The organism is Pseudomonas sp. G5(2012) (genome assembly GCF_000408945.1).
GTDB classification, from domain to species: Bacteria; Pseudomonadota; Gammaproteobacteria; order Pseudomonadales; family Pseudomonadaceae; genus Aquipseudomonas; species Aquipseudomonas umsongensis.
Genome location: NZ_APIO01000047.1, coordinates 120819 through 146467, shown reverse-complemented (window position 1 = coordinate 146467; position 25649 = coordinate 120819). Strand labels below are relative to the sequence as shown.

The following is a 25649-nucleotide window of genomic DNA, read 5'->3' as shown; positions in this document are numbered from 1 at the left end:
GTTGGAAACCGAATTCAAGTTTTCGGATGAAGCTTGAAGCGTTGGATCTTGCCGACGATCAGCCAGTAACTGGCGACCGCTACCAATCCGTGAGCGCCGACGTAGAGCAGTGCGCCATCGAAGGAACCTGTGGTTTGAAGGATGTAGCCGATGACCACCGGGGTTACGATTCCAGCGGTGTTGCCGAAGGCATTAAATACGCCACCGGTAGTCCCGATAAGCTCTTTGGGCGCGGTGTCGGCGACCACTGTCCAGCCCATCGAGCCGAAACCCTTACCGAAGAACGCCAGGCTCATCAGCACAACGACCACGGCAGCGCTTTCGGCATAGTTACAGAGAATGATGCTGGCGCTGAGCAACAGGCCAATGGTGATCGGGGTTTTACGAGCAATGCTCAAAGAGCCCGTTTTCTTCAGGATCAGGTCGGAGATAAAACCGCTGGACACGCCGCCCACCAAGCCACACAACGCTGGAATTGCTGCGATAAACCCGGCCTGAAGGATGTCAAATCCACGTTCCTTGACCAGATAAATCGGAAACCAGGTCATGAAGAACCAGGTGATCGAAGTGATGCAGTATTGGGCCAGAAAAATCCCGACCAGCATGCGACTGCGAAACAACTGTCCGATCTCGCCGAGCTTCATGCCCTTGCCGGTATTTGCCGCTTTGGATTTCAAACTCTCCAGATCAACAAGGCCGTCGCCAGCGCGGATGTATTCCAGTTCCTCGCTGTTCATCTTCGGATGGTCAATGGGCAGGTAGTAGAATTTCCACCAGATGGCACCAATCACCAGGCCGATGGCGCCCATGATGATGAATACGTACTCCCAGCCGTAGGTGTAGCAGAGCCATCCCATGACTGGGGTGAAGACAGCCAGCGACAGGTATTGCGCGCTGTTGAAGATGGCGCCGGCAATACCGCGTTCGGAGGAGGGGAACCATGCGGCAATGATGCGGCCCGAGGCTGGTCCGACCGGAGACTCAGCAGCACCGAGCAAAAAGCGCAGGGCCAGTAGCAGTGGTACCACCATGCCAATGAAATGCACCATACCCATCATCACCGTGAAGCAAGACCAGATCACCACGGCCAGCATCATTGAAAGCTTCGAGCCGATACGGTCGGTCAGCCACCCGGAGGGGATCAGGAAGATTACGTACGCCCAGCTGAATGCCGAGAACAGGTATCCCATTTCCACAGAACTGATACCGAGCTCCTTGCTCATGTCGGTCCCTGCGACCGACAGTGCAGCACGATCCCCCGTACTCAGGGCGAGAACGATGGTGATCAACGCCAGAATCAGAAAGCGATAGCTGCTCTATTTCGTGGTCGCCGCCGCGTCCTGGTGGCCCTTCGATTGGGCCGAGACCGCGGCAACTGGCGTGTTTCCTTCCAGCGCGTAGCGCTCGTTGTTGTTCATGTGTGCCTCGTCTAATTATTTTTGTAGAGTGCCCAGGCATTGGCGACCCTTGGGAGCCAATACCTGTAACGGGATCAAGCGGCCTGGGTGTCTGCCTCCGTGTAGTCCACAACGACCCATTCGAAGTACTTTTTCAGTTCAGTGACCAGGGCAACGTGCGCCGGGTGAGGCAGGTAACGGTTGACCGCTTCGGCATCGTCGAACGTCGTCTCCAGCACGTAGTCCCAGCAGATCGGTCGGTCCAGTTCATTGGCCGACACCTTCCAGCTGCGGGCAAACTCAATGTCCTTGGCGAGGTCGCTCATCCACTGCACGAGATGGTTTTCCAGCTGTGGGTTTTTCTCCACCGCAGGCAGGCGCCGGAACATCACGATGTGTTTCATCATGGCTGGGCTCCTTGCTGGGCGAGTGCCCATGCCGGAGCATCCTGCAACGCCACCGGGCGCAGGTAGCGCTGCAGCGCGGCGTAGCCCACCGAAGTGCTTTGTGGTTGAGTCGACGCAGGCCAGGGGCCGCCATGTTGCTGTGCGTGCGTGACGGCAACGCCTGTTGGCACGCCCGAGAACAACACTCGACCGGCGATCTGGCGAGCGGCGCGAAGCAGCGCACGGGTGTCGTCGGTGGCGTCTTCGAAGCCCCAAAGCGTCGCCGTCAAGCTGCCTCCAATGGCGTGCAACACAGCGGTCGCCTGTTCGATGGACTCGACTGTCAGTACCACGGCGGCGGGGCCGAACATTTCTTCGCGAAGATTGGCGTCTTCAATAAAGGCCTTGGCGTCGACCTTGAACAGACGCGGAGCCGGGCCTTCGCTATCGGCCAGTGGCTCGAATACTTGGCTCGCTGCATCGGATGCCAGCAGATGGGCGACTCCTGCATCAAATCCGTTTCGCATACCGGGAGTCAGCATGCGATGGGTCTTGATCGGTTGCAGTGCCGCGCTCAATTGCGCGACAAAACGGTCACTGGCCGGATGGTCGAGTAAAACGATCACCCCCGGGCTGGTGCAGAATTGTCCGGTGCCTTGGGTGATCGAAGCAGCAAGGGTGTTCGCCAGGGCCTCGCTGTCACGCTCTAGAATACCGGGCAGGGCGATCAATGGATTAATGGAGCCCAACTCACCGAAAAACGGAACAGGGCGACGGCGTTCGTTAGCGGCTTTCCAAAGCGCGGTCCCGCCTTGATAGGAACCGGTAAATGCAACGGCGGCAATCTGCGGATGCGCTACCAGGTGCAGGCCCGCTGCGCGGGAGGCGCCATCGACCAGGCCAAGCAGCCCGCCAGGCAAGTTCATGCCGTCAAGTACGCCCTGAGCCACCTCATGTACTGCGCGCGACAGCCGTGGGTGCCCGGAATGAGTCTTGACTACCACAGGGCAACCGGCCGCCAATGCCGAAGCGGTGTCGCCGCCCAGGACCGAAAAAGCGAACGGGAAGTTGCTGGCTGAAAACATCGCCACCGGCCCCAGCGGTTCGTGGGTGCGTGTCAGGCGTGGGCGACCTACGGGCGGCGCGCCAGCCGCGGCCTGATCGTCGATTGTCTGGTATGGCACACCGGCCTCTACCTCGTCGGCGAAACCACGCAGTTGAAAGGCCGTTCGCGCCACTTCACCGTTGAGTCGCCCGGCACCCAGGCCGGTTTCTTCGTCGGCCAGTGCCACAAGAGCGGCTTGGTACTGTTCAAGACCGCTGGCCAGTCCACGTAGCAAGCCGCTGCGAACGGAGGGCGCGGAGGCCGCCCAGAACCCGGCGACGGCACCGGCAGCCTCGACAGCTGCATCGATCAATTGAAACTCGGTGGTGCTCATTGTTCACCTCCTGTGGCCGGTTCCAGGTGGTAACCACGACCCGCGTAATCGAAGTCGACGATTTCGTTGATGGCCACTTCCTTGTCGGCAGGTGAGGCGTAGTAAGCGCGGATCTCTTTGATCAGACCAGTATGCTCGTCAAAGATGTACCACTCGTCACCACGCAGCGCAGTACCCAGTTTACCCTTCCAGTGCGTCCACTCGATCACCGCTTCAGGGCTGTCATGGCTGACGAGAATCTTCTCGATGGTCCATTGCGAGCCGAGGTTCTCGACGCACCACACCCATTTGGACGCGATGGTCTCGGCAGTGCGCCAAGGAATTTCTGGCAATCCGGCTGGGAAGTAGTGCACGGCATCCGGAGTGAAGCACGACACCAATTCGGCGTGATCGCCCGCGTTGCAAGCAGCAAAGTAGCGACGGATCAGTGCGGCGTATTCGGCTTGTTTGCTCATTGTTCATCCCCCTTGTTGATGATGCTCGGGATGGCAGGACGACCTGAGGCTACCCATGCGTGGTAGTCAGAGATGGCGGTTGGACCTGGTGGATAGACGCCCCAGAGTGCTTCGCCGGCGGCGATGCGCATCGCCAGATAGCCTTCCAGGTCGTCCTGCACGGTGCAGTAATCGGCCAGCTCTTCTGCCAGATGCGCAGGAATCACCGTCAAACCGTCGCCGTCGCCGACGATGATGTCGCCTGGATACACCGCCACACCGGCACAGCCGATCGGTACCTGCAAGTCAGCCACGTGGTGATAGGAGATGCGCGTGGTTGCAGTGACTTCGCGGGCAAAGGCAGGCAGCGGCAAAGCGGCAATTTCACTGCCGTCGCGCAGGGCGCCGTCGGTAACGATAGCCCGGGCGCCACGGGCCAGCAGACGGGTCACCAGGATATTGCCCGCCGACGCCGCACGCGGGTCGTTCTGGCTGTCGATGACCAGCACGTCGCCCGGCTGGATCTGTTCCACACCCTGCCATTGCAGATTGTTGTGGTTGGGTTTGGTGGTCATGGTGCCGTAGGTGTCGATGTCCTCGCGGGCCGGTATGAAGCGCATGGTGAAAGCGCGGCCAGCGAACGGCTTGATGTCTTTGTTCATGGCGCGAAGGCCGACCAGGGCTGGCTGACGAAAACCCAATTTGAACAGTTGGGTGGTCAGCGAACCGCTGCTGCAACGGGCTAGGCGTGCCAGCACTTCATCGCTGACATGAACCTGGCGCTCGTCGGTTTCTTCCAGTGTGTCGGCGTATTGGTGGATCTGCGTCATTGTTGTTCTCCTGTGCTCTTACGCATGGCGTGTAGGTGCACCAAGTCATTGGTTATTCCCGTAATTTGGGACTAATAATGTTTGTGATGACCTGATATCGTCAGATCCTAGAGGTTTGTTGACGTGTGCAATACCCGTCGTATGATCCAGTTCATTCGTTGTTCCATATGGTGGGAATAAGTCATGAAAGCAGGAGAGGGCACGGGTGCACTGGAGAAGGCGCTGGATGTGTTGGAGGCCGTTGGTTCCGCGCCTCGGGGCGTCAGTCAGGCCGAATTGGCAGGGCAGCTGGAGTTACCCAAAACCACGCTGTATCGAATCATCGCCAGCCTGGTGGAGCGCGGCATGATTCGCCGCGATCCGGTGCACAAGGTTTACCGGTTGGGGTTCCGTTATCTGGAACTGGTGCGCAATGCCTATCTGATGCCGGACCTGGTAGCGGCCGCGAGTTTCGAGTTGCGGGCCTTGCGCGATCTGACCGGCGAGACGTCCTATCTGGCGGTGCTCGATGGCAATCAAGTCAGATCTCTCGAGCGTTGCGACGGCGCGCACACCATGCGTTCGGCGGCGGCGCTTGGCCAGAGCAAGCCGGTGTATTGCACGGGTCAGGGCAAGGCAATTCTTGCGGCGATGGATGAAGCCGCTCGTGAGGCAATCATCAAGGGGCTGGTGCTGACACCGCTGACCGAACTGACCATCACCGATCGTCGACGCCTGCATACCGAGTTGCAGATCACCCGGGCCAGGGGCTATGCCATCGACGATGAGGAGATTGTGATGGGCGTGCGTTGCGTGGCTGCGGCGATCCGGGATAACGCGGGAAATGTGCGCGGCGCCTTGAGTGTGGCAGGGCCGGCTTATCGCTTGACCCTTGAGCGTCTGGAGCTGCTGGGCCCTGAGATAAGCGAAGCGGCAAGACGCGTGGGGGCTCAGTTGAGCGAGCCGCGCATTCAAATCGGCGACACCGACGTCAAACTGGTCGATAGTCCGTGGGCGTTCAATGGCGCTTTCCCGCGTTGGTCGAGCAAGCTTCGTTGCCTGTTTTGGGCGGATACCCTGGCGCCGGCCATTCGCATGCTGGATGGCGATGGCGAGCGTATTTTCGCCCGCCTCGAATCCCCGGTCGTGGCGATGGAGCTGCATAGCCAGGGATTGCTGGTCGCCCATACCCAGGGTTGGTCGCTGATTGACTTTGAAGGTTGCGAACATCCCTTGCCCGACTGGCCCGGCAAGAGCCTCTTGGGGCTTTGTAGTCGACCTGACGGCAGTGTCTGGGCGTGCCTGGCGAGCCACACCGGCTGCAAGGTGGGAGAGTTGAACCGGCATGGTGATCTGCGCTTGTCCTGGGAGTTTCAGGAAAACATCACGTCAATGTGCTGGGATGAGCGTGGGCAGGCGTTTTACGCAATCGGGCCGGAAACCGGGTCGGTCTACGTCGTGCAGGCAGGCAGTGTGAATGTTCGGCGCTTGGCCACGTTGCCCAAAGGGTCGGGGCGGCTGAGCGGACTGGCCCTTGATCGAGAGGGGGGTGTTTGGACCACATTGCGCGACGGTTGGAGCCTGGTTCGATTTGCCGAAGACGGCAGCATTGATCGAATGATTGGTTTGCCGATTCCAGGGCCGACGGACCTGGCTTTCGGTGGTGAAGACCGTGACACCTTGTACATCACCAGCGCACGTCACGACATTCCGATGGAAATGCTGAACAACGCTCCAGGATCAGGGCATTTGTTCAGTATCTACGTGGAGCACGGGGGAGCCTTGGCCAATATCACGGAGTGGACAGTTTGATGGTCCTGTATTGCTTTAGTTTATCCAACGTGAAGGTGCTGATAACCATTTGAGGTATCATCTAACATTCTGATAGTAGAATGAGATACCGTATAGAGAATATGATGGAGCTGATGTTGGCCTGTCATTTCCTATAAAAACAAAAACGGTAATCAGAATGTCATTTCTCAAAGGCTATTCAATCGGCGCCAAGCTCTTTGTGCTGCCCGCATTATTTGTTATCGCTTTATTGGTTGTTTCGGGCCTTGCCTATCATGGGCTGGCCAGGCAACAGGCGGTGATCGAGGAAATCGACCAGTTGCGTTTCCAGCAGTATCGCCAGGTACTGGAAACCGCGTCTGCGTCGCAGGCGGCAATGGTCGGGGCCTATGCCATAGGCGCACGCATCCTTGAATCCAATGGTCAGGCTTCTGCCGAGGAGCTTGAGTCCTATCTGGAAGATATGCAGGCCAGTGTCGATGACATGCGAGTCGGGCTGGACAAGGTGGCTCGCGAGACGCGTCTGGGTGAGGAGGAGAAAGAACTCTACCGCGCCGTGCAAGAACAGGCCGCCGTGGTCGGCGAAGGCCTTGCCGATTTCAAGCGCGCGGCCTTGAGTGACCAAATACAGGCGGCCTCGCTGCTGGGCAGGGTGCGCGCCGACAACAATGGTCTGCAAGGTCAATTCAATCGTTTGCTGGGACTGCAGGCGCAGCTGACCTCTGGCGCCTTTGCCGAGGCCGGCACTATGCAACGCCAGGTGTCACGGATGTTGGTTGCGGTATTAATCGCCGCCAGCGTACTCGCCGTCATTGTCAGTCTTTTGTTGCGCGCCCAGATCCTCCGGCCCATCCGGGAAATCGAACAGGCGTCGATCGAGTTGCGCGATGGCGACCTGACCCGACGCGTACGGGTCATGGGGCGAGATGAGGTGGCCCACACGGCCCAGGCATTCAACGAACTCATTGATAGCTTTCAGCAGGCGATGCGCCAGGTTGCCGGAGTCGCAGCGTCGGTCGGCGCGTCGGCGGAGGAGCTGGTGGGTACTTCGGCGCGCGTGGCGCAAAGCTCCACGGCGCAGGCCGGTGCGGTGGGCGCGGTGTCTATGACCATCGAGCAGATGAGCGACGGCATTGCGGCAATCTCCAGTCATGCTGAAAGTCTGCGCAGCTGCGCCGAAGCCAGTTTGCGTGGTGCGCAAGATGGGCACTTGGCCTTGTCGCGACTACTCGAGAAAATCGACAGCGTGCGCCATGCCTTCTCCGCCATCCGCGGCTCGGTGGGCGATTTTGTCGAAAGCACGACAGCGATCACCGCCAGCATCGGTCAGGTCAAGGACCTTTCCGCGCAAACCAGCATGCTGGCGCTCAACGCAGCGATCGAGGCCGCGAGGGCTGGTGAGAGCGGGCGCGGTTTCAGCGTGGTGGCCGACGAAGTGCGTAACCTGGCACAACGCTCGGCGCTGGCAGCCAACTCGATCAACCAGTTGACGTTGAAGCTGGAGAACCAGTCCGGGATCGTCGACCAGGCATTGAGTGCGGGCACCGTGGCACTTGAGGACAGCGGCCGGTTGCTGAGTGAGTTGGAAAGTACCCTGCAACAGGCGACGGAACTGGTCGGTGACTCCACGCGTGGGGTGGACCGGATTGCCGATGCGGTGAGCGTGCAGAGCGAGGGCGGGCGGGGCATCGTGGCCAACGTCGAGCACATCGCGCGCATGGCCGGTGAGGGTGATGCGATCACCCATCAGGTATCCGGAGCCGTGGTGTCCTTGCGCGAACTGTCCGATGAGCTGAACGTAGCGGTGGGGCGTTTTCGCTACGAGGCCTGATTGGCTTGATACTTCGCAGTCCTGAATATCAGCAGCAGCGGTATGACGCCAATGGATAACCACATCAGCAGCTTGAAGTCATCCAGGTAAGCCACCCAGCTGGCTTGAACAGTGATCAAGCCATCCAGGGCTGCACGCCCGCTGGCGGTCAGTGGATTGAGCTGGTTGTTGACAGGCCAGGCATCGAACAGGCGGTTGAATGGCGTCACGTAGGCGCCGATTTCGGCATGGTTGATCTGGGTGTTTTGCGCCAGCAGCACCGTGACGATCGAGATGCCAACGCTCGAACCGACATTGCGTGACAGGTTGTACAGGCCCGTGGCTTCGCCCCGCAAATGCGGGGGCAGGGTGGTAAAGGCGATGGTGGTCAGCGGGACGAACAACAGGCCCAGGCTCGCGCCCTGGATAAAGCCGACGTAGACGATGGTGTCGATGGACACGGCCGGTGTCCAACCGGTCATCATGTACATCGACCAGGCGGACAACACCAGGCCGCAAAACAGTATCCAGCGAATATCGACTTTTCCGATGATCTTCCCGGCAAGAAACATGCTCAGCATCGTCCCCAGGCCGCGCGGCCCCATGACCATGCCGGCGGTGAGAACCGGGTAGCCCATCAGGGTTTGCAGGTAGGGTGTCATCAATGCCAGCGAGGCCAGGTAGGTGATGCCGATGATGAAGATAAACACCACCGCCACCGAGTAATTACGATCCTTGAACAGCTTCAGGCTGATAAAGGGCTTGTCGTGGGTGAAGGTGTGGACGATGAAAATGTACGAAGCGATGGCTGCCACCAGCGCTTCCAGGATGATTTCCCCCGAGTCGAACCAGCCCAGTTGTTCGCCGCGGTCGAGGAACAGTTGAATCGACATGATGGCCACGCTGAGCGAGCCAAAGCCCAGCCAGTCCAGGCGTGCGGTTCGGTCGGCCGGGGTTTCCCGGATGAAGCGGGTCATGCCGATGAAGGCCAGCAACCCGATAGGCAAGTTGATGAAGAACACCCAGCGCCAGCTGAGGTGTTCCGTCAGCCAGCCGCCGAGCATCGGACCCAATACGGGACCGACCATGACCGATACCCCGAACAGGGCCACTGCCGACCCTCGTTCTTTCTGCGGGTAAATATCCAGCAGGATGCCTTGCGATAACGGCACCAATGCCGCCCCGGCCACCCCTTGCAGCAGACGGAACAGGATGATTTCTTCCAGTGAACGGGCAATGCCACAGAGCACCGACGCCAATACAAAACCCAGGATCGACCACAGCAACACGCGCTTGCGACCGAAGCGCCGGGCCAGGAAAGCCGAGGGCGGGGTCATGATGGCGGTGGCGACGATGTACGAGGTCAGCACCCAGTTAATCTGATCGGCGCTGGCCGATACGCTGCCCTGCATATAGGGTAGGGCGACGTTGGCGATGGTGGTGTCCAGCGCCTGCATGACCACCGCCAGCACCACACACAAGGTGATCAGTACCCGCAACGGCGATGGCGGAAGTGGTCCGGATACTTCACTCATGATGGCGTGCGAACAGGTTTGCCAGCGGCTTCGGCAGGCCACGGGCCGTGCCGGTGTCGATATCGACCACGGCGCTCATGCCATGGCGCAGCGCAGGTTTGCCTGCCGCATCGTCGATATGGATCCGTACTGGAATGCGCTGCACAACCTTCACCCAGTTGCCCGTGGTGTTCTGGGCCGGCAACAGGGAGAAGCTCGAACTGGACGCCGGGCTGATGCTTTCCACGGTGCCATGCCAGGTGACACCGGGATAAGTGTCTACTTCAATGGTTACGCCCTGGCCGATGTGAGCGTTGGTCAGCTCGGTCTCTTTCGGTGACGCAGCCACCCACAGCTGCTCGCTGGACACCAGGCTGAAGCCCGATTGTGGTGGTTGGAGGTACGCGCCCACTTGCAGCGAGTCAACGTTGGTGACGACGCCGTCGAACGGGGCGATGACCACGGAGTTTCGCAGGTTGCGTTCGGCTTCATTCAGTGCCGCCAGCGCTTGCAAGTAGGAGGGATGCAGCTCCAGAGCTCTGTCCAGACGCCCACCCAGTTGAGCCAGCGCCGCGGCAGCCTGGGCCTTGGCGACCGACACCTGCTGACGGGTGTTGTCGAGGTCCTGGTGGGCGTCGTCGTAGAGAGTCCTGGATACGGCGGCAACGCTGACCAGCTTTTCCAGCCGTTGCAGATTGGTCTGGTAAAAGGGCAATTTGGCTTCAGCCTGGGCGATCTCGGCCAGCGATTGGTTGTAGCTGGCCTTGAGGTAAAGGATCTGGTTGCGCGCGTTTTCCAGCTGCGCCTTGGCACTGGCCACGGCGATTTCAAAGGGCTCGGGCTTGAGACGGAACAACACCTGGCCTTTGCTCACGCTTTGGTTGTCACTGACTTCAATGGCCGCGACGATTCCGGCGACATCGGTGGAAACCCCTACACGCTCGGCCTGGATATAAGCATTGTCGGTGCTTACGATCTGGCCACCCAACACATACCAGGCAGCACAGGCCACGACACTGATCGGTGCCAGCAAGAACAGGCCGATGCGCCAGCGTTGGCGTGCCGTGTCAGCCGGAACTTCAGCATGGCCAACAAGGGCCGACGCCTCGGGCGCCTGCATCTGGGGTTTTTCCGCTGGCTCGAGCGGTCGGGCTTCAGCGTGCACGGCAGGGCGCTGCAATGTGGGCTCAGCCATGCTTCACCTCGCTTGCTGCACAACCTGTGGGCTCATCCACGGGCTGACCGCAGGCTGTCAGCAAGTGTTCACGCATACGTTCGAGGTACTGCAGCAATTGGTCGTGCTCCTGAATGGAGAAATCCGCCATGGTTTCCAGTCGGGTTTGCTCGCCGATGGTGCGCATGAATTGCAACAGCGGATGGGCAGCCGGGGTGAGAAACAGCAAGGAGTAACGGCGGTCGGTGGGGTGGTTTCGGCGTTCGATCAACCCGCGCTCCTGCATCTTGTCCAGCAAGCGCACCAGGGTGACCGACTCGATTTCCAACAGGTCTGCCAAGCCTTTCTGGTGGATGCCCTCATGAATCGACAGCTTGGCCAGGACTTGCCATTGCGAGCGCGTGAGACCGGCTGCGCGAGCCCATTGTTCAAAGCGCTTACGCATCAAGCGGGCAACGTCATGGAGGACAAAGCCGAGGGTGGATTGGGTCATCGTCAGCGCACCTTGGAGTCAATGAGCAAGCTAATGGTAATCAGGCTTATGGATTGCTCGCTAGCTATTTTTCATTAAAACATGATCAGATAAAGAAAAAATGTCCATTTGGATGTCGCTTATCAAGCTGAAATGTGCTCTTTAAGCCGAAATGTTTCGGCTTTATGCCTGAATTTTGCCTTTTTATGCTGGGTTAAAAAATATCGACAGAAAATAAAAAACTGTCGAATTATGTTTGCTCTATCCACCACTAAGCACTACCGTTAGCGCTGACTGCGTTCAACGCAATTGCCCAAGACCAATAACAAAGAGGCAGCCCGATGAAGACCCCAGGCTGGTGGGCCATGGCGCTTTGCGAGGCCGTGAATGATCAAACGCCATTGGCCGTGGCCTTTGCCGGCGAGGAGTTGGTGCTGTTCCGAAACGCGGCCGGCCAAGCCTTTGCCTTGGAAGACCGTTGCCCACATCGGCGGGTGCCGCTGGCTCTGGGGCGAGTCGTCGAGTCCGGCCTGCAATGCGGTTATCACGGCTGGACCTTTGATGGCGCCAGTGGTGGCTGCACGCAGATCCCCAATCTGCATGCCGATGAGCGCGTACCTGCACGTTATGCCGCGCGTGCCTTTGCGGTGCGCGAGGAAAATGGTTTTGTCCATGTGTGGTTGGGTGAGGGGGCACCGCAAGGGGCATTGCCCAGCAGCGATTACCAACCCAGCGGACGCGAATTTACCGGTTCCACTATCGTCAACATGAGTCACGACCAGTACCTGGATGCGATGCTCGACGGTCCGGAATGCTTGCTCGGGTTTCCCCATGTGCGCCTTACCGATTTTTTCCTTGGCGATCTGCGCAGCGAGCAGGGGCGTGTGGTTCTGGAACGAGGTGCGGTATGGAGCACACAAATCCTGCCTTCGCAGTTTGTGGTGGATTACCCCTTGATTGTGCGCACCGCCGTCCCATTGAACGGCGGTACTGTTCGGGTGGATTTGCTGAGCGAAGATGAATTGCCGCTAGTGACGCTGATGATCGCGACCGGTGCCAATCGTCGTGGCACCACCAGCCTGTGTTGGCGTGGCTACGTGCATGAGCAGGTGCCGGCCAGGGCACCGTTGCGCTGGCGAGCAGCACGCCTGCGTAAACAAGCCCCATTCCAGGTGAAAAGCCTGATTGATGGCGCAGCCGTCGCGGCCTTGTTGCAAGCCTCATCCCGTGAACTGCGTGGGTTGCGCCAACCGCGCCTGATTCCCGTCAGCGCAGTCGTCTGAGCACAGGAGTTCCCACCATGCATGCCGTGCCTTCCTCCACCGATACGATCCCTGGCAAAGTGCGGGGTGACTGGACGCCGATCAACTACGACCTGCGTGACACCTGGTTCCCGGTGTCCCATAGCCGCGACCTGAGTGCGCGGCCCATTCGCCGGATCATTCATGCCCAGCCCTATTACCTGTGGCGGGACAACGGGCGCGCGGTGGCTGCCGAGTTTCATCCGCATTTCCCCCAGAAAGAGCTGATACTCACAGCGTTTACCGGGGGACGGGGCTTTTATCCGCTGGTTGAGCGTTACGGCTACATCTGGGTCTGGTACGGCAATCCGGACGCTGCCGACATGCAGTTGCTCCCGCATATTCCGTTTCTACCGCAGGACGGCAGTCTTCCCGGTTACACCCAGCGTACTGTGCGGTTTGATGCGACCTCGGCGCTGTCGGTGGAAAACCTGATTGACCTGACCCATGCCGATTTCCTGCATGCCAATACCATTGGCGACGGTATCAGTGAGTCGGACGTGGTGGAGGTGCAATGGACCTCCGAGACCGTGACCCGCACTCGTACCGTGGCGCAAAAGTCAGTGGCGCCCATCATGCGCTGGGTCGGCGGTGTGCGCGCCAAATACCAGGACTTTCGCGCCGTGCTGCACATTCACTTGCGCAGCAACGTGTGCATCTCCTATCCGCGCTTTCGCCCCGGGTATGACGTGCCCAACCTGCAACCGTTCCTGCCGGTGGGCAAGCATAGATCGCGGTGTGACGTCACCTTCAACACCACCGCTGCACCCGCGCCTTTTCGCTATGTGATGCCGCGCATCAACTACATCATCCAGCCCCAGGACAACTCGGTGGTGCGCCCGCAGAACCAACGTTATTTCGAGGTCGACGAACGTCGTGACTTGCACTCGCGCTTCGATACGCCGGGTACCCGTTATCGCTACCAGATGGAACAGTTGGTCGAACGTCAGCGTGCCGGCCAGTTCGCCTACGGCAGCGACGCTGAACCCGGGCGGGATATCACAGCCTTGCTCGGCATGAACGACTGACACCCACGCACGAGGAGTACTGCAATGGATCTGGGTATTGGTGGGCGTATTGCGGTGGTGTGTGCATCCTCTCGAGGGCTTGGCAAAGCCTGTGCGCTGGCATTGGCGCAGGAGGGCTGCGAGGTGCTGATCAATGGCCGCGATGCCGAGAGCCTGGCCCACACCGCGCAAGATATTTTACGCAGCACGGGTCGACTGCCACGCACCGTGGTGGCCGACCTGTCCACCGCAGCCGGTCGACAGGCGCTGCTGGCCGCGTGTCCGGTGGTGGATATACTGGTGACCAACAACGGAGGCCCGGAACCGGGCCGTCTGGAGGACTGGGACCATGCCGCCTGGTTGGCGGCCATTGAGGCCAATATGCTTTCAGGCATTCTGCTGATTCAGGCAGTGGTCGGCGGGATGCGCGAGCGGGGGTTTGGCCGCATCGTCAATATCACCTCGGCGATGGTCAAGTCGCCACGCTTGCCCCTGGGATTGTCCACGGCGGCGCGTGCAGGGCTCACGGCTTTCTGCAAAGCCCTGTCAGTCGAAGTCGCGCGCGACAACGTGACCATTAACAATCTGCTGCCCGAACGTATTGAAACCGAGCGCCTGCGCTTCATGACCGAGCAGTTGGCCAAGCATCGCCGACTCAGCGTCGAGCAGGCGCGGGTGGAAATGCTCAAGCCAATAGCCGCGCGCCGATTTGGCCAGCCGAGTGAATTTGCAGCGGCCTGTGCGTTTCTTTGTTCGGCTCAGGCCGGCTACATCACCGGGCAAAACCTACAGGTCGACGGCGGCAGTTACTCCGGGTTGATCTAGCCGGCCCGGCGTTCTTTCCAATCGGCTGGCGGCTCTTCGCTGGCGTCAAAGTCGAGTTCGACTTCAACCCCGTTGGGGTCCTGCATGAACAGCTGCCAGGTGCGTTGCGAGCCTGGCGCACGAATGATTTTGAAGCGCACGCCATGCTCGATTAGACGCGTGCACATCGTCTGCAAGCCACTGGCATGAAAGGCCATATGGTCGAGCACGCCACGTCGTGGTTCCGGCATTTGCGCTACGCCCACGACATGCAGCACTGGCTGGTTCCGGGTGTAAAGCCAGAACCCGGGAACCGGGAAGGGCGGGCGTGGCCCCTCAACCAAACCCAGCACCTCAACATAGAAATCCCGTGTCACCTGCAGTTGGTCAGAGACAATAGTGAAGTGGTCCATGCGCAGGATCATGTCGAGGCCCTTGATTGTGTTATTGAACTGATTATTAACTATTGTTCATATCCGTGCTTATGATTCTATATTCGGAATACTAATCTATATATGAAATTAATTTTCGATGGCTTAGGGTGACGCCATGGATTCGTTCTGCAGCTTTGCTGCAGAACGCTTTGAGCAGAACAAGCCACTGAAAGGTGCTGTATGAGCCAGGCAATCCTTGAAGGCATTCGCGTCATCAGCCTGTGTTCCGGCATTGCCGGTTCAGCCGCGGGCCTGCAACTGTGTGAAGCAGGTGCCGAAGTGGTCATGGTTGAATCACCCGGCAACGCGGCTAGAGACCACCAGGTGCTGTTCGCGGTGCTCAATCGTGGCAAGCGCAGTGTCACCCTTGACCTGGAGAACCCTGCCGATCGCCAGCAGTTGCGGTTGCTACTGGCCAGCGCCGATGTGCTGCTGCACGATTTCACCCCGGCAGAGGCGCAGGCCCATGGTCTGGCAGACGCGCTGCTCGTCGCAGACTTCCCCCGATTGGTTGTCTCTGCGATCAGCGGCTGGCCGCAACGGCACGCGCTGGCGAATGCCATACCACGGGAAACACTGATCCTGGCGCGCCTGGGCCTGTTGGATGAGCAGCCCGCGCATCGCCCCGGCCCGGTGTTTGTGCGCATGCCATTCGCCAACTGGCTGGCCTGCTGGCTGTGTGTGGTCGGGGTAATGGCGCGGTTGCTGGCGCGGGACCGTGACGGCTGTGGCGGCATCGCCCATACGAGTCTGGCACAGGCGGCCCTGGTGCCCATGACCATGCATTGGAACCGGGCGCAAACGCCAACCCCAGCCTTCGCCAAGGGCCTGGATAAATACATTCCGATTCCATTGCACCAGTGCGCCGATGGCCGCTGGCTGCATGTGCATTACTCGCCGGACAAATCGCCGTGGATGGCCGCAGCGCTCAGCGAACTGGGCGAAACCGAAGTGACTCGCCTGAATGCGTTATGGCCACCCAGCCATGTGGCGCCCAACTTCGGCGCCAACAAGGCGATTATCGCCACACGACCGGCGCAGGATTGGGTCGAGCATTTCTGGCAGCACGATGTGGCCGCGCAAATCGCCGGCGCCTTTGGCGATATCTACTTCGACGAGCAGGCGCGCCTCAATGGCTATGTGGTTGAAGTTGACGATGTACAACTGGGCAAGACCCTGCAACCGGGTCCGGCCTGGCAGGTGCAGCTACCTGCGCGAGTCGGCGGCAGTGCACCACTGGTTGGTGAAGGGAACGCAGTACTGCCGGGCGCTGATGCATTGCTCCCAGTGCAAGGGAACAAGTGGAGTCCCGCTCCATTGCCACCGCTGCATGGCTTGAAAGTCTTGGATCTGGGCGCCTACCTGGCCGGGCCGTTTGCCTGCATGCTGCTGGCGGACCTGGGCGCCGAGGTCATTAAAATCGAAGCCCCTAAAGGCGACGCCATGCGCCGTCTGGAGCGAATTTTCAGTGGTACCCAGCGGGGCAAATTGGGGGTCGCGCTGCAACTGGGTGATCCGCAAACCGAGCCCGTCGTCGAGACGCTGGCACGCTGGGCCGATGTGGTGCACCACAACATGCGGCTGCCGGCCGCACGCAAACTCAAGGTTGACTACGAGCGTCTCAAAGCACTTAACCCGCAGTTGGTCTATTGCCATGTCAGCGCCTACGGGCCGAACGGCCCGCGTGCGGATTGGCCAGGCTTTGACCAACTGATGCAGGCCTCCTGCGGCTGGGAGGTCGAGCAGGGCGGCGAAGGACAAGCGCCGATGTGGCTGCGTTTTGGCGTGGGTGATTTTTTTGCCGGTTTATCCTCGCTTTATGGCTTGCTACTGGGGTTGTACGAGCGTAACCGCAGCGGCGCCGGGCAAATGGTCAGTTCCTCATTGTTGGGCGCCACGTTGCTGTCGATGAGCGAAGCGGTGGTGCTGGAGGATGGCAGTCTCACGCCTGTCGCCCATATGGACGCGCAACAGACGGGGCTGAATGACGCACACCGTCTGTATCTGTGCAGCGATGCCTGGCTGGCGGTGGCAGCGCTGCAGCCTGATGAAATTCAGCGCTTCACCGCACTGGTGGGCAGTCGTCCCGAGGATTATTTCGCAGGCCTCACCCGGCAGGCGGCACTGGCAGCACTGACTGGCGTGCAGGTTCCTGCGCAGGCCGTGCTGGAGGCGCAGATGGATGCGTTTCTCGACAGCCCCGAACACGCTGCCGCGGGCCTGCATGCCCATTATCCCCATGCGGTGTACGGGGACCTGCAACAGATTGGCGCGTTCTGGGATTTCGGCAATTTGCCGTTGTCGCTGAATCGCCCGCCACCGGCCCTCGGCCAACATACCCGGCAAGTCATGGCAGAGCTCGGTTACACCCGCAGTGAAATTGAACGCATGGCCTCGGCGGGTCTGGTGGCGCTGTAAAAGCGTGGCTATTGCTCGACAGCATTCATCGACAAGCACAAGGAACACCCATGTACGAGTTGGATTTCAGCGGTAAAACCGTGCTGGTGATCGGCGGTTCCAGTGGCATTGGCAATGGCATTGCACAGAACTTTCGCCAGCGCGGTGCCGAAGTGCATGTCTGGGGCACACGAGCCTCGGCAGCGGCCTATCGAGATTCACCCGACTCTAATCTCGAAGGCCTGCACTACGCCCAGTTCGACGTTGCGGACGCGGCGTTGATTGAAGTCGCCAGCGTGCCCTTCACCCGCCTGGATGTGCTGGTGCAAGCACAAGGCACGGTGCTCTACGACCGTCAGGAATTTCTGACCGAGGGTTTCAAGCGCGTACTCGACGTCAACCTCATCAGCCTGATGGTGTGCGCACAGAAGTTTCACCCGCTGTTGATGCAGGCCAAGGGCTCGATGATCACCGTCAGTTCCGCTGCCGCCTTCCACTCCACGCGTGGCAATCCGGCCTACAACGCTTCGAAAACCGGTGCTTTTGGACTCACTCGCACCCTGGCCGAAGCCTGGGCTCGTGACGGCATCCGGGTCAACGGCATTGCCCCCGGGCTGGTGGAAACCAAGCTGACACGGGTAACCACCAGCAACCCCAAGCGCCTCGAAGGCGCGTTGCGGGCCATTCCTCAAGGGCGCCTGGGCACGCCCCAGGACATGGCCAACGTGGCGCTGTTTCTTGCCTCGCCGCTGGCCAGCTATGTGCTCGGCCAAACCCTGTTGGTCGACGGCGGCATGCTGCTGGCCTGATCGTTATTTACTAGGAGACACACCATGGCCTGGGACTTTCAGACCGACCCCGAGATACAGGCGGAACTGGATTGGATCGAGCAGTTTGTACGTGAGGAAGTCGAGCCCCTCGATCATGTGCTGGGCAGCCCGTGGAATATCCACGATCCGTTGTTCAAGCAGCTGGTCAAGCCGCTGCAAGCGCAGGTGAAGGCACGCAAATTGTGGGCCTGTCACCTGGGACCGGAGCTGGGTGGGGCAGGGTATGGCCAGGTGCGCCTGGCGTTAATCAATGAAATTCTCGGTCGTTCGCTGTTTGGCCCGATTGTGTTTGGCTGCCAGGCCCCAGATTCCGGCAACGGGGAAATCCTCGCCCATTACGGCACCCCGGCGCAGAAGCAGCGCTACCTGCAACCGCTGCTCGATGGCGATATCGTGTCCTGCTTCGCCATGACCGAGCCGCAAGGTGGCGCGGATCCCGCCGTGTTCACCACCGAAGCGGTACGCGATGGCGATGACTGGCTGCTGAGCGGCGAAAAATGGTTTGCCTCCAATGCCCGCTACGCAGCGTTCTATATCGTGATGGCGGTCACCGATAAAAGCGTATCGGTGTATGAAGGCATGTCTATGTTCATCGTCGCCGCTGACGCGCCTGGGGTTAGCATTATCCGTAACGTCGGTATCGCCGATGACCCAGCCGCCACCCATGCTTATCTGTCATTCGACAGGGTGCGAGTGCCCGCGGGCGACATGCTCGGTGCGCCCGGCCAGGCATTTGTCGTGGCTCAGGTTCGGCTCGGTGGTGGCCGCGTGCACCACGCCATGCGGGTGATTGGTCAGGCGCAAAAAGCCCTTGATACACTCTGTGAGCGGTCCCTGTCGCGCAGTACCCAGGGCAGCCGTTTGGCGGATAAGCAAATGATCCAGGAAAAAATTGCCGATTCATGGATCGAGCTGGAGCAATTTCGCTTGCTGGTGATGCGCACGGCGTGGCGCATCGATCAGTACCAGGACTACAAGCGAGTGCGCCAGGACATCGCCGCAGTGAAGGCTGTTATGCCCAAGGTGTTGCATGACATCGCCGCCCGCGCCCTGCATGTGCATGGTTCGCTGGGCGTCAGTGAAGAAATGCCCTTTACCGGCTACATCGTGCGCTCCTTCCAGATGGGACTGGCCGATGGGCCAACCGAGGTGCACAAAGTCACGGTTGCCAAACAGCTGCTGCGCGACTATCAGCCCTGCGACGAATTGTTCCCCGATTACCATCGACCCACCGCCGAGGCCCGTGCCCGGGAAAAATACGCCGACGTATTGGCCAGCCTTGGCGAGCGCAATCCATGAACGACTGGCAGGATCTGGTCGACCTCGAGCGCCTGGCCGACTGGATGGATAGTCAAGGCCTGGAGCGCGGCCCCATCGAGGCCCCGATACGTTTGACCGGAGGCACGCAAAACCTGCTGCTGCGCTTTCGGCGCGGTTCGCGTGAATTCGTCCTGCGTCGGCCTTCCAGGGAACTGCGCGAAGTCGGCGGCAAGACGATTGCCCGTGAAGCGCGCTTGCTCAAGGCATTGGCGGGGTCGCAAGTGCCCCATGCCGGTTTGATTGCCGATTGTGCTGACCCAGGCGTTTTGGGCGCCAGTTTCTACTTGATGGAACCAATACAGGGTTTCAATCCCAACTGCGCGACCGGTTTGCCGGCGCCTCATGCGCAGCAGTCTGAAATGCGCCGGCGCATGGGGCTGGCCATGGTCGATGCGCTGTTGCGCCTGGGCGAAATTGACTACCAGGCGGTGGGGCTGGCGGATTTTGGCCGGCCTGAGGGTTTTCACCAGCGTCAGGTCTCACGCTGGCTGGCGCAGATGGACAGTGTCAAAGACTATCCCGGTTGGCCCGGCGCCAAGGGTCTGCCGGGGCTCGAACGCTTGGCCCAATGGTTAAGCGAGCATTGTCCGCAGCAGTTCCAGGCCGGTATCCAGCACGGTGACTTTCACCTGTCCAATGTCATGTTCCGGCACGACGACGCAGAGCTCGCCGCGGTAGTCGATTGGGAGCTAGCCACCGTCGGTGATCCGTTGCTCGATCTCGCCTGGCTGGTGGTGACCTGGCCCGATGCCGAGGGTCGTGGCGCCGGCACCATCGAAGTGCATCCCTGGGATGGCTTTTGCAGCAGCGATGAATTGGTCGCCCATTACCGCGCCGGCAGCTCACGCTCGTTGGCGGACTTGACCTGGTACCTGGTGTTGGCTGGGTTCAAGCTCGGCATTTTTCTCGAAGTCAGCCACGCACGTGCCTGTGCAGGTAAAGCTTGCAGGGTCACCGGTGAAAAACACCACGCCTCGGCGCTGCGCCTGATCGCTACGGCGTTGCAACGTATCGAGCAACTATCCTGATATATCCAGACAAGAGGAACAGCCCATGCAACTGGCCGGTAAGCGGATCATCGTCACGGGGGGCGCCCGCGGCATTGGCGCGGCAGTGGTCAAGGCGTTTGTGGAAGAGGGTGCCCATGTCGTCAGTCTCGACCTGGGCGAGGCAGCCTCGATAACGGGTGACGGTGGTGGTTGGGCGCACTCGCGAGTCTGTGACATCGCTGACAGCCAATCGGTGGACGCGGCCTTTGCCTGGGCCAGCGAACAGCTCAACGGTCTGGATGTGCTGGTGCATGCCGCGGGCATCGCGCCGAATGCCAGCGCCGACAGCATCACGCTGGACGAGTGGGAAAAGGTCTTTGCGGTCAATACCCGTGGCACTTTCCTGACCAACCGAGCGGCCTATGAGCAGCTCAAGGGCAGCGGCGGGCGCATCATCAATTTCGCCTCTGCCGCAGGCGTACTCGGACAGCCGGGCAAAGCCCATTACGCCGCCAGCAAGGGCGCCGTACTGGCGTGGACGCGCACGGTGGCGCGGGAGTGGGGGCCCTTGGGCATTACCGTCAACGCGATTGCTCCGGCGATGTGGACGCCGATGTACGACGCCACCCGCGCGAGCATGGGCGCCGAGCAATTGCAGCAACACGATGCGTACATGGCCGGCCAAGTACCAATCGGCGGCAAGCTGGGCGAACCGGCCCGGGACCTGGCCCCTGTGCTGGTGTTTCTTGCCGGCGATGGCTCGCGGTTTGTCACCGGTCAGACGCTGGTGATTGACGGCGGGATGATGATGCTCAGTTGAGTGGCAAGCAGTGTGCCTGGGTGAGCCCGGCACACGTGCCTAGCGACCGCGGATCAGCTGCAAAAACTCCTGGCGGGTGTTGTACGACTCGCGGAAGGCGCCGAGCATCACCGAGGTGCTCATCACCGAGTTTTGTTTCTCAACACCGCGCATCATCATGCACATGTGTTTTGCCTCGATCACCACCGCCACCCCGGCGGCATCGGTCACCTGGGCAATGGCGTCGGCAATCTGGCGTGTCAGGTTTTCCTGAATCTGCAAACGGCGGGCGAACATGTCGACAATACGCGCGATTTTCGACAGTCCCAGCACTTTGCCTGTCGGTATATAGGCGACATGGGCCTTGCCAATAAACGGCAGCAAATGATGTTCGCACAGGGAGTAAAGTTCGATGTCCCGGACGATGACCATCTCATCGTTGTCCGATTCAAACAGTGCGCCATTGACGATTTGTTCGAGGCTTTGCTGGTAGCCATGACAGAGGTACTGCATGGCTTTTGCTGCGCGCTTTGGCGTGTCCAGCAAACCTTCACGTTCTGGGTTTTCACCTACGCTGTGGAGAATCTCACGGTAATTTCTGGCCAGTTCTTCGTTCATGGTTTGACCTTGTTGAATGAACCAACATCCCGGGCTGCACAATGTTCAGCCCGGGCAAGGCTTATAGTTGAGTGACGGCGATTTTGCTGTTGCTCTGGCTGGCATCATGGAATTGGGCGGTGTTGCCATTGCGCCACTGCTCCAGCAATTGCGCCTGGCGTTGTTGCGCATGGCCGAGGAATCGCTCTTTGACCGGACCATAGCCGCGAACGCTTTCAGGCAATTCCACCAGATCCTGGGCCAGGCCCAGTTTTTGGGTGGTCAAGCCCGCCAGCACTTCGTCGAGGATCTGTTCGTAGTTGGCCAGCCAATTGCGTTCCACCTTGCGCTCATGGGTACGACCGAATGGATCAAGCCATGTATTACGCAGGAACTTGAGCCTGGCCAGCAGTTTGAAGCCTTGCAGCATCCAGGGGCCGAAGCTGCGTTTTTTCGATTCACGGCCGGAGCCGTTATCGTTCAGCAGCGGCGGAGCGAGGTGGAAGCGCAGGCGATAGTCGCCTTCGAAGCCAGCCTGGATTTTTTCCAGGAATTGGCCGTCGGTAAACAGACGGGCTACTTCATATTCATCCTTGATGGCCAGCACTTTGAAGTAGTAACGGGCGACGCTTGCCGACAGCTTGCCGGGTTGCCCGAGCAGTGCGGTTTCTGCCTTGATGAATTGCTCGACACGATAGCGGTAGCGTTGGGCATAGGCGTAGTTCTGGTACGCAGTGAGAAACTCCATGCGCCGTGCCAGCGTTTCTTCCAGGCTTTGCGACAGTAAGCGGTCCGGGCTTTGCACCTTGCCGGCTTCCAGTTTGCGTAATACCCGTGGCAGGTCATGGGCGCTGCGCCGACCCCAGTCGAAGGCCGAGAGATTAAAGGGCACCGCCGTGCCGTTCAGTTCGATGGCCTGTAGTAGCGCCGCTTTACCCACCGGCAACCAGCCCTTCTGGTAGGCATAGCCGAGCATGAACGTGTTGGTCGCAATCGAATCACCCATCAGGGCCGTGGCGATTTTGCTTGCGTCGATAAAATCCGCATGCTCAGTGCCCACCGCTTCGGCGATTTGCTCCGACATGTTGCCGGTCTGGAAGGTCGGGTCCGGGTGTTTCAGCAAATCACCAGTTTCCGCCTGCTGGGCGAAGGTACGCACAAAGGCGCTGGTGATGGTTTCTTCGCTGTTGATCAAGGCATGGGTCACGCCATGACGCAGTTTGGACAGGGTTTCGGTGTTGGCGCTGACCACCAGGTCGCAACCGAGCAGCAGGGCGGTCTCACCTTCGGCAATCCGCGGTGCAAACAACTGTTCCTGGTGCGCGGCAATGCGAATGTGCGACCACACCGCACCGCCTTTTTGTGCCATGCCGGCCATGTCCAGATTGAGCGTGCCTTTGCCTTCGATGAACGCCGCCATTCCCAGCAGGGCGCCGATGGTCACCACGCCCGTACCGCCCACACCAGTGACCAGGATGCTATATGGCTCATCCAGCGCTACGGTCGCGGGCGTCGGCAAATCCCACACGTCATCCTTCGCGGAAGCCAGGGCTTTGGGTTTGCGCAAGGTGCCACCTTCGACCGTGACAAAACTCGGGCAAAAACCGTTGAGACAGGTGAAGTCTTTGTTGCATGAAGACTGGTCAATTTCACGCTTGCGGCCGTACTCGGTTTCCACCGCCACCACCGACATGCAGTTGGATTTGCTGCTGCAATCGCCACAGCCTTCACATACTGCTTCGTTGATCACGACCCGACGTGCAGGGTCCGGGAATTTGCCGCGTTTACGCCGCCGGCGTTTTTCCGCGGCACAGGTCTGGTCATAGATGATTGCCGACACCCCCTGGAACTGGCGCAACTGTTCCTGCACTTCGTCCATTTTGTCGCGACGCAGCACCGGCACGCCGTCTGCCAGATCACGGATGTGCTGATATTTCTCGACATCGTCACTGACGACCACAATACGTTGCACGCCCTCGGCCGCGAGCTGTCGGCTGATCTGCGCAACGCTGAGGCTGCCGTCCACAGGCTGTCCGCCGGTCATGGCCACGGCATCGTTGTAGAGAATCTTGTAGGTGATTTGCACCTTGGCCGCGATGGCGGCCCGAATCGCGAGAATGCCGGAGTGGAAATAGGTGCCGTCGCCCAGGTTGGCGAAGACGTGCCGGGTCTTGGTGAAAGGTGCCTGGCCGATCCATGCCACGCCTTCGCCGCCCATCTGGCTGAAGGTCTGGGTCTGCGGATAGATCCAGGCCGCCATGTAGTGGCAACCGATACCGGCCAGTGCACGACTGCCCTGCGGGACCTTGGTCGAGGTGTTGTGCGGGCAACCGGAACAGTAGTGGGGCACGCGTTCCATCAGGTTGCTGAACTGGCCTTTGCTGGCCAGTTGTGCGTCCAGTACCGCCAGGCTTACTTGCAGCGGACCATTCTGATGCAGGCGCAAAATACGCTTGGCCAACGCACGGGCGATCATTGCCGGGGTCAGGTCATTGGTCGCCGGCAGCAACCAGCCGGTGTGCGGCAGGCTCCATTCGCCTTTATCGTCAAACTTGCCGACGATGCGCGGTCGTACGTCTTCGCGCCAGTTGTAGAGTTCTTCCTTGAGCTGGTACTCGATCATGTGGCGTTTTTCTTCGACCACCACGATTTCTTCCAGGCCCTCGGCAAACTGGCGCACGCCTTCGGCTTCCAGCGGCCAGACCATACCGACCTTGTACACGCGCAGGCCGATCTGCTGTGCGAGGGTTTCATCGATACCAAGGATTTTCAGCGCCTGGCACACGTCGAGGTACGATTTTCCTGACGTTATGATGCCGATGCGCGCTTTCGGTGAGTCCATCACGATACGGTCGAGACGGTTGACCCGGGCGTAGGCGAGGGCGGCATACAGCTTGTGTTCCAGCAGGCGTTGTTCTTGCGCCAGGGGCGGGTCAGGCCAACGGATATTCAAGCCGCCTTCGGGCAACGGGATATCCGGAATGATCGGTTGTACGCGATGAATGTCGATGTCGACCACGGCCGCGCTTTCCACGGTATCGGCCACCGCCTTGAGCGCAACCCAGCAACCGGAATACCTCGACATGGCCCAGCCGTGCATGCCGTAGTCGAGGTATTCCTGCACACCCGATGGCGCCAGTACCGGCATCATGACCGCTTTGAAAATGTGCTCGGTCTGATGCGGCAGCGAGGAGGAACGGGCGCCATGGTCATCACCGGCAATCGCCAGCACACCGCCGAATTGTGAGGTGCCGGCAGCGTTGGCGTGACGGAACACGTCGCCACAACGGTCGACGCCCGGGCCCTTGCCGTACCACATGCCGAACACGCCGTCGTAGGTCGCGCCTTCGAAGATATTGACCTGTTGGGTACCCCAGATCGAGGTGGCGGCGAGATCTTCGTTCATGCCCGGATGGAACACCGTGTGGTGTTCCTTGAGATAGTCGCGGGCCTTCCACAAAGCCTGATCAAAACCACCCAGCGGCGAGCCACGGTAGCCGGAAATAAACCCGGCGGTATTCAGACCATTGGCCAGATCGCGCTGGCGCTGCATCAGAGGCAGGCGCACCAGCGCCTGAATCCCGGTGAGTAAAACTTTTCCGCTGTGCTGGATGTATTTGTCATCCAGAGACGGGGACGCACTCATGCTCATCCTCCAGGCTTTATTGTCATGGCGGCGCCAGGAGAGCGGCGTTGCCTAGTTATTGGCCGGAGTCTAGGGAGGGGGGTGTGGATCGTAAAATCACAAAAACAGCGGGGTGGTATTGGATATTTGAATACCGGAATGTTCTTTGGCATTTGATCAATATCAAATGCATTTCAGCAATGCTCCCAATCGTTGTGCCCAAACCTCCCTGTCCCGTTTACTTCAGCCATATCGAAGCCCTCAGGCCAGCGCTCTTCGGCGCGGTTGAAACGGCCCGGCACTTCGGCTGCCAATAACAA

At 59.9% G+C, this 25649-nt stretch carries 21 protein-coding genes; 10 read left to right on the top strand and 11 right to left on the bottom strand.

The features are described from left to right. Positions 1-14 precede the first annotated feature (14 nt). The 5 genes from PG5_RS16615 to PG5_RS16595 all read right to left on the bottom strand — a co-directional run bounded on the left by PG5_RS16615 (position 15) and on the right by PG5_RS16595 (position 4486). Positions 15-1289, bottom strand: a complete 1275-nt coding sequence (locus PG5_RS16615; RefSeq protein WP_269458350.1) for an MFS transporter — start codon at positions 1287-1289, stop codon at positions 15-17. Positions 1290-1492: 203 nt separating this feature from the next. Next, complete coding sequence (locus tag PG5_RS16610) at positions 1493-1804, bottom strand: Dabb family protein (protein ID WP_020798278.1); 312 nt, start codon at positions 1802-1804, stop codon at positions 1493-1495. Further along, positions 1801-3222: an aldehyde dehydrogenase (NADP(+)) gene (locus PG5_RS16605; RefSeq protein ID WP_020798277.1), complete on the bottom strand. Its 1422-nt coding sequence runs from the start codon at positions 3220-3222 to the stop codon at positions 1801-1803. Before PG5_RS16605 ends, PG5_RS16610 begins: the two co-directional genes overlap by 4 nt. Next, positions 3219-3677 (bottom strand): nuclear transport factor 2 family protein, encoded by a 459-nt coding sequence (locus PG5_RS16600; protein ID WP_020798276.1) that lies wholly within the window; start codon positions 3675-3677, stop codon positions 3219-3221. Before PG5_RS16600 ends, PG5_RS16605 begins: the two co-directional genes overlap by 4 nt. Further along, positions 3674-4486 carry a demethylmenaquinone methyltransferase gene (locus PG5_RS16595; protein WP_020798275.1) on the bottom strand — a complete coding sequence of 271 codons (813 nt, stop codon included), beginning with the start codon at positions 4484-4486 and terminating at the stop codon, positions 3674-3676. The genes PG5_RS16600 and PG5_RS16595 overlap by 4 nt, the downstream gene beginning before the upstream one ends. A 183-nt stretch (positions 4487-4669) precedes the next feature. Here PG5_RS16595 and PG5_RS16590 point away from each other — a divergent pair, with 183 nt between their 5' ends. Together PG5_RS16590 and PG5_RS16585 are read left to right on the top strand one after the other, a co-directional pair. Beyond that, a complete protein-coding gene (locus tag PG5_RS16590) occupies positions 4670-6277 on the top strand; it encodes an IclR family transcriptional regulator C-terminal domain-containing protein (RefSeq protein WP_020798274.1) in 1608 nt (535 codons plus the stop codon). Positions 6278-6434: 157 nt separating this feature from the next. Continuing rightward, complete coding sequence (locus PG5_RS16585) at positions 6435-8087, top strand: methyl-accepting chemotaxis protein (protein WP_020798273.1); 1653 nt, start codon at positions 6435-6437, stop codon at positions 8085-8087. On the opposite strand, the gene PG5_RS16580 is transcribed toward PG5_RS16585, so the two are convergent. The 3 genes from PG5_RS16580 to PG5_RS16570 are packed head-to-tail and all read right to left on the bottom strand — an operon-like array spanning position 8075 to position 11247. Continuing rightward, the gene (locus tag PG5_RS16580) at positions 8075-9601 is read right to left on the bottom strand and encodes a DHA2 family efflux MFS transporter permease subunit (protein ID WP_020798272.1); all 1527 of its coding nucleotides are present in this window, start codon (positions 9599-9601) and stop codon (positions 8075-8077) included. The genes PG5_RS16585 and PG5_RS16580 overlap by 13 nt on opposite strands. Then, positions 9594-10775 carry an HlyD family secretion protein gene (locus tag PG5_RS16575; RefSeq protein WP_020798271.1) on the bottom strand — a complete coding sequence of 394 codons (1182 nt, stop codon included), beginning with the start codon at positions 10773-10775 and terminating at the stop codon, positions 9594-9596. The genes PG5_RS16580 and PG5_RS16575 overlap by 8 nt, the downstream gene beginning before the upstream one ends. Next, the gene (locus PG5_RS16570; protein ID WP_020798270.1) at positions 10768-11247 is read right to left on the bottom strand and encodes a MarR family winged helix-turn-helix transcriptional regulator; all 480 of its coding nucleotides are present in this window, start codon (positions 11245-11247) and stop codon (positions 10768-10770) included. Before PG5_RS16570 ends, PG5_RS16575 begins: the two co-directional genes overlap by 8 nt. Positions 11248-11567: 320 nt before the next feature. On the opposite strand from PG5_RS16570, the gene PG5_RS16565 reads away from it, so the two are divergent. From PG5_RS16565 to PG5_RS16555, 3 genes are read left to right on the top strand one after another with little or no spacing between them, the layout of a single operon-like run. After that, positions 11568-12509, top strand: coding sequence for a Rieske 2Fe-2S domain-containing protein (locus PG5_RS16565; protein ID WP_020798269.1), 942 nt, complete (start codon positions 11568-11570; stop codon positions 12507-12509). A 17-nt stretch (positions 12510-12526) separates the two neighbouring features. Next, positions 12527-13555: an aromatic ring-hydroxylating dioxygenase subunit alpha gene (locus tag PG5_RS16560; protein ID WP_020798268.1), complete on the top strand. Its 1029-nt coding sequence runs from the start codon at positions 12527-12529 to the stop codon at positions 13553-13555. A 24-nt stretch (positions 13556-13579) separates the two neighbouring features. Continuing rightward, positions 13580-14359, top strand: a complete 780-nt coding sequence (locus PG5_RS16555; RefSeq protein ID WP_020798267.1) for an SDR family oxidoreductase — start codon at positions 13580-13582, stop codon at positions 14357-14359. On the opposite strand, the gene PG5_RS16550 is transcribed toward PG5_RS16555, so the two are convergent. After that, entirely contained in the window at positions 14356-14763 is a 408-nt protein-coding gene (locus PG5_RS16550; RefSeq protein ID WP_020798266.1) for a VOC family protein, read from the bottom strand. The two genes, PG5_RS16555 and PG5_RS16550, sit on opposite strands and share 4 nt — an antisense overlap. Positions 14764-14952: 189 nt before the next feature. On the opposite strand from PG5_RS16550, the gene PG5_RS16545 reads away from it, so the two are divergent. Genes PG5_RS16545 through PG5_RS16525 form a run of 5 tightly spaced genes read left to right on the top strand, consistent with a single transcriptional unit; the run spans position 14953 to position 21128 of the window. Continuing rightward, positions 14953-17190 (top strand): CoA transferase, encoded by a 2238-nt coding sequence (locus PG5_RS16545; RefSeq protein ID WP_020798265.1) that lies wholly within the window; start codon positions 14953-14955, stop codon positions 17188-17190. A 50-nt stretch (positions 17191-17240) separates the two neighbouring features. Further along, positions 17241-17978, top strand: coding sequence for an SDR family NAD(P)-dependent oxidoreductase (locus PG5_RS16540; protein ID WP_020798264.1), 738 nt, complete (start codon positions 17241-17243; stop codon positions 17976-17978). Between the two features lie 24 nt (positions 17979-18002). Continuing rightward, complete coding sequence (locus tag PG5_RS16535) at positions 18003-19298, top strand: acyl-CoA dehydrogenase family protein (protein WP_020798263.1); 1296 nt, start codon at positions 18003-18005, stop codon at positions 19296-19298. Beyond that, a complete protein-coding gene (locus PG5_RS16530) occupies positions 19295-20347 on the top strand; it encodes a phosphotransferase family protein (protein WP_020798262.1) in 1053 nt (350 codons plus the stop codon). The genes PG5_RS16535 and PG5_RS16530 overlap by 4 nt, the downstream gene beginning before the upstream one ends. 25 nt (positions 20348-20372) lie before the next feature. Next, entirely contained in the window at positions 20373-21128 is a 756-nt protein-coding gene (locus PG5_RS16525; protein ID WP_020798261.1) for an SDR family NAD(P)-dependent oxidoreductase, read from the top strand. Between the two features lie 39 nt (positions 21129-21167). Here PG5_RS16525 and folE read toward each other — a convergent pair whose 3' ends face one another. Together folE and PG5_RS16515 are read right to left on the bottom strand one after the other, a co-directional pair. Further along, a complete protein-coding gene (gene folE, locus PG5_RS16520; protein ID WP_020798260.1) occupies positions 21168-21725 on the bottom strand; it encodes a GTP cyclohydrolase I FolE in 558 nt (185 codons plus the stop codon). 61 nt (positions 21726-21786) lie between these two features. Next, entirely contained in the window at positions 21787-25350 is a 3564-nt protein-coding gene (locus tag PG5_RS16515; protein WP_020798259.1) for an indolepyruvate ferredoxin oxidoreductase family protein, read from the bottom strand. Positions 25351-25649 lie beyond the last annotated feature (299 nt).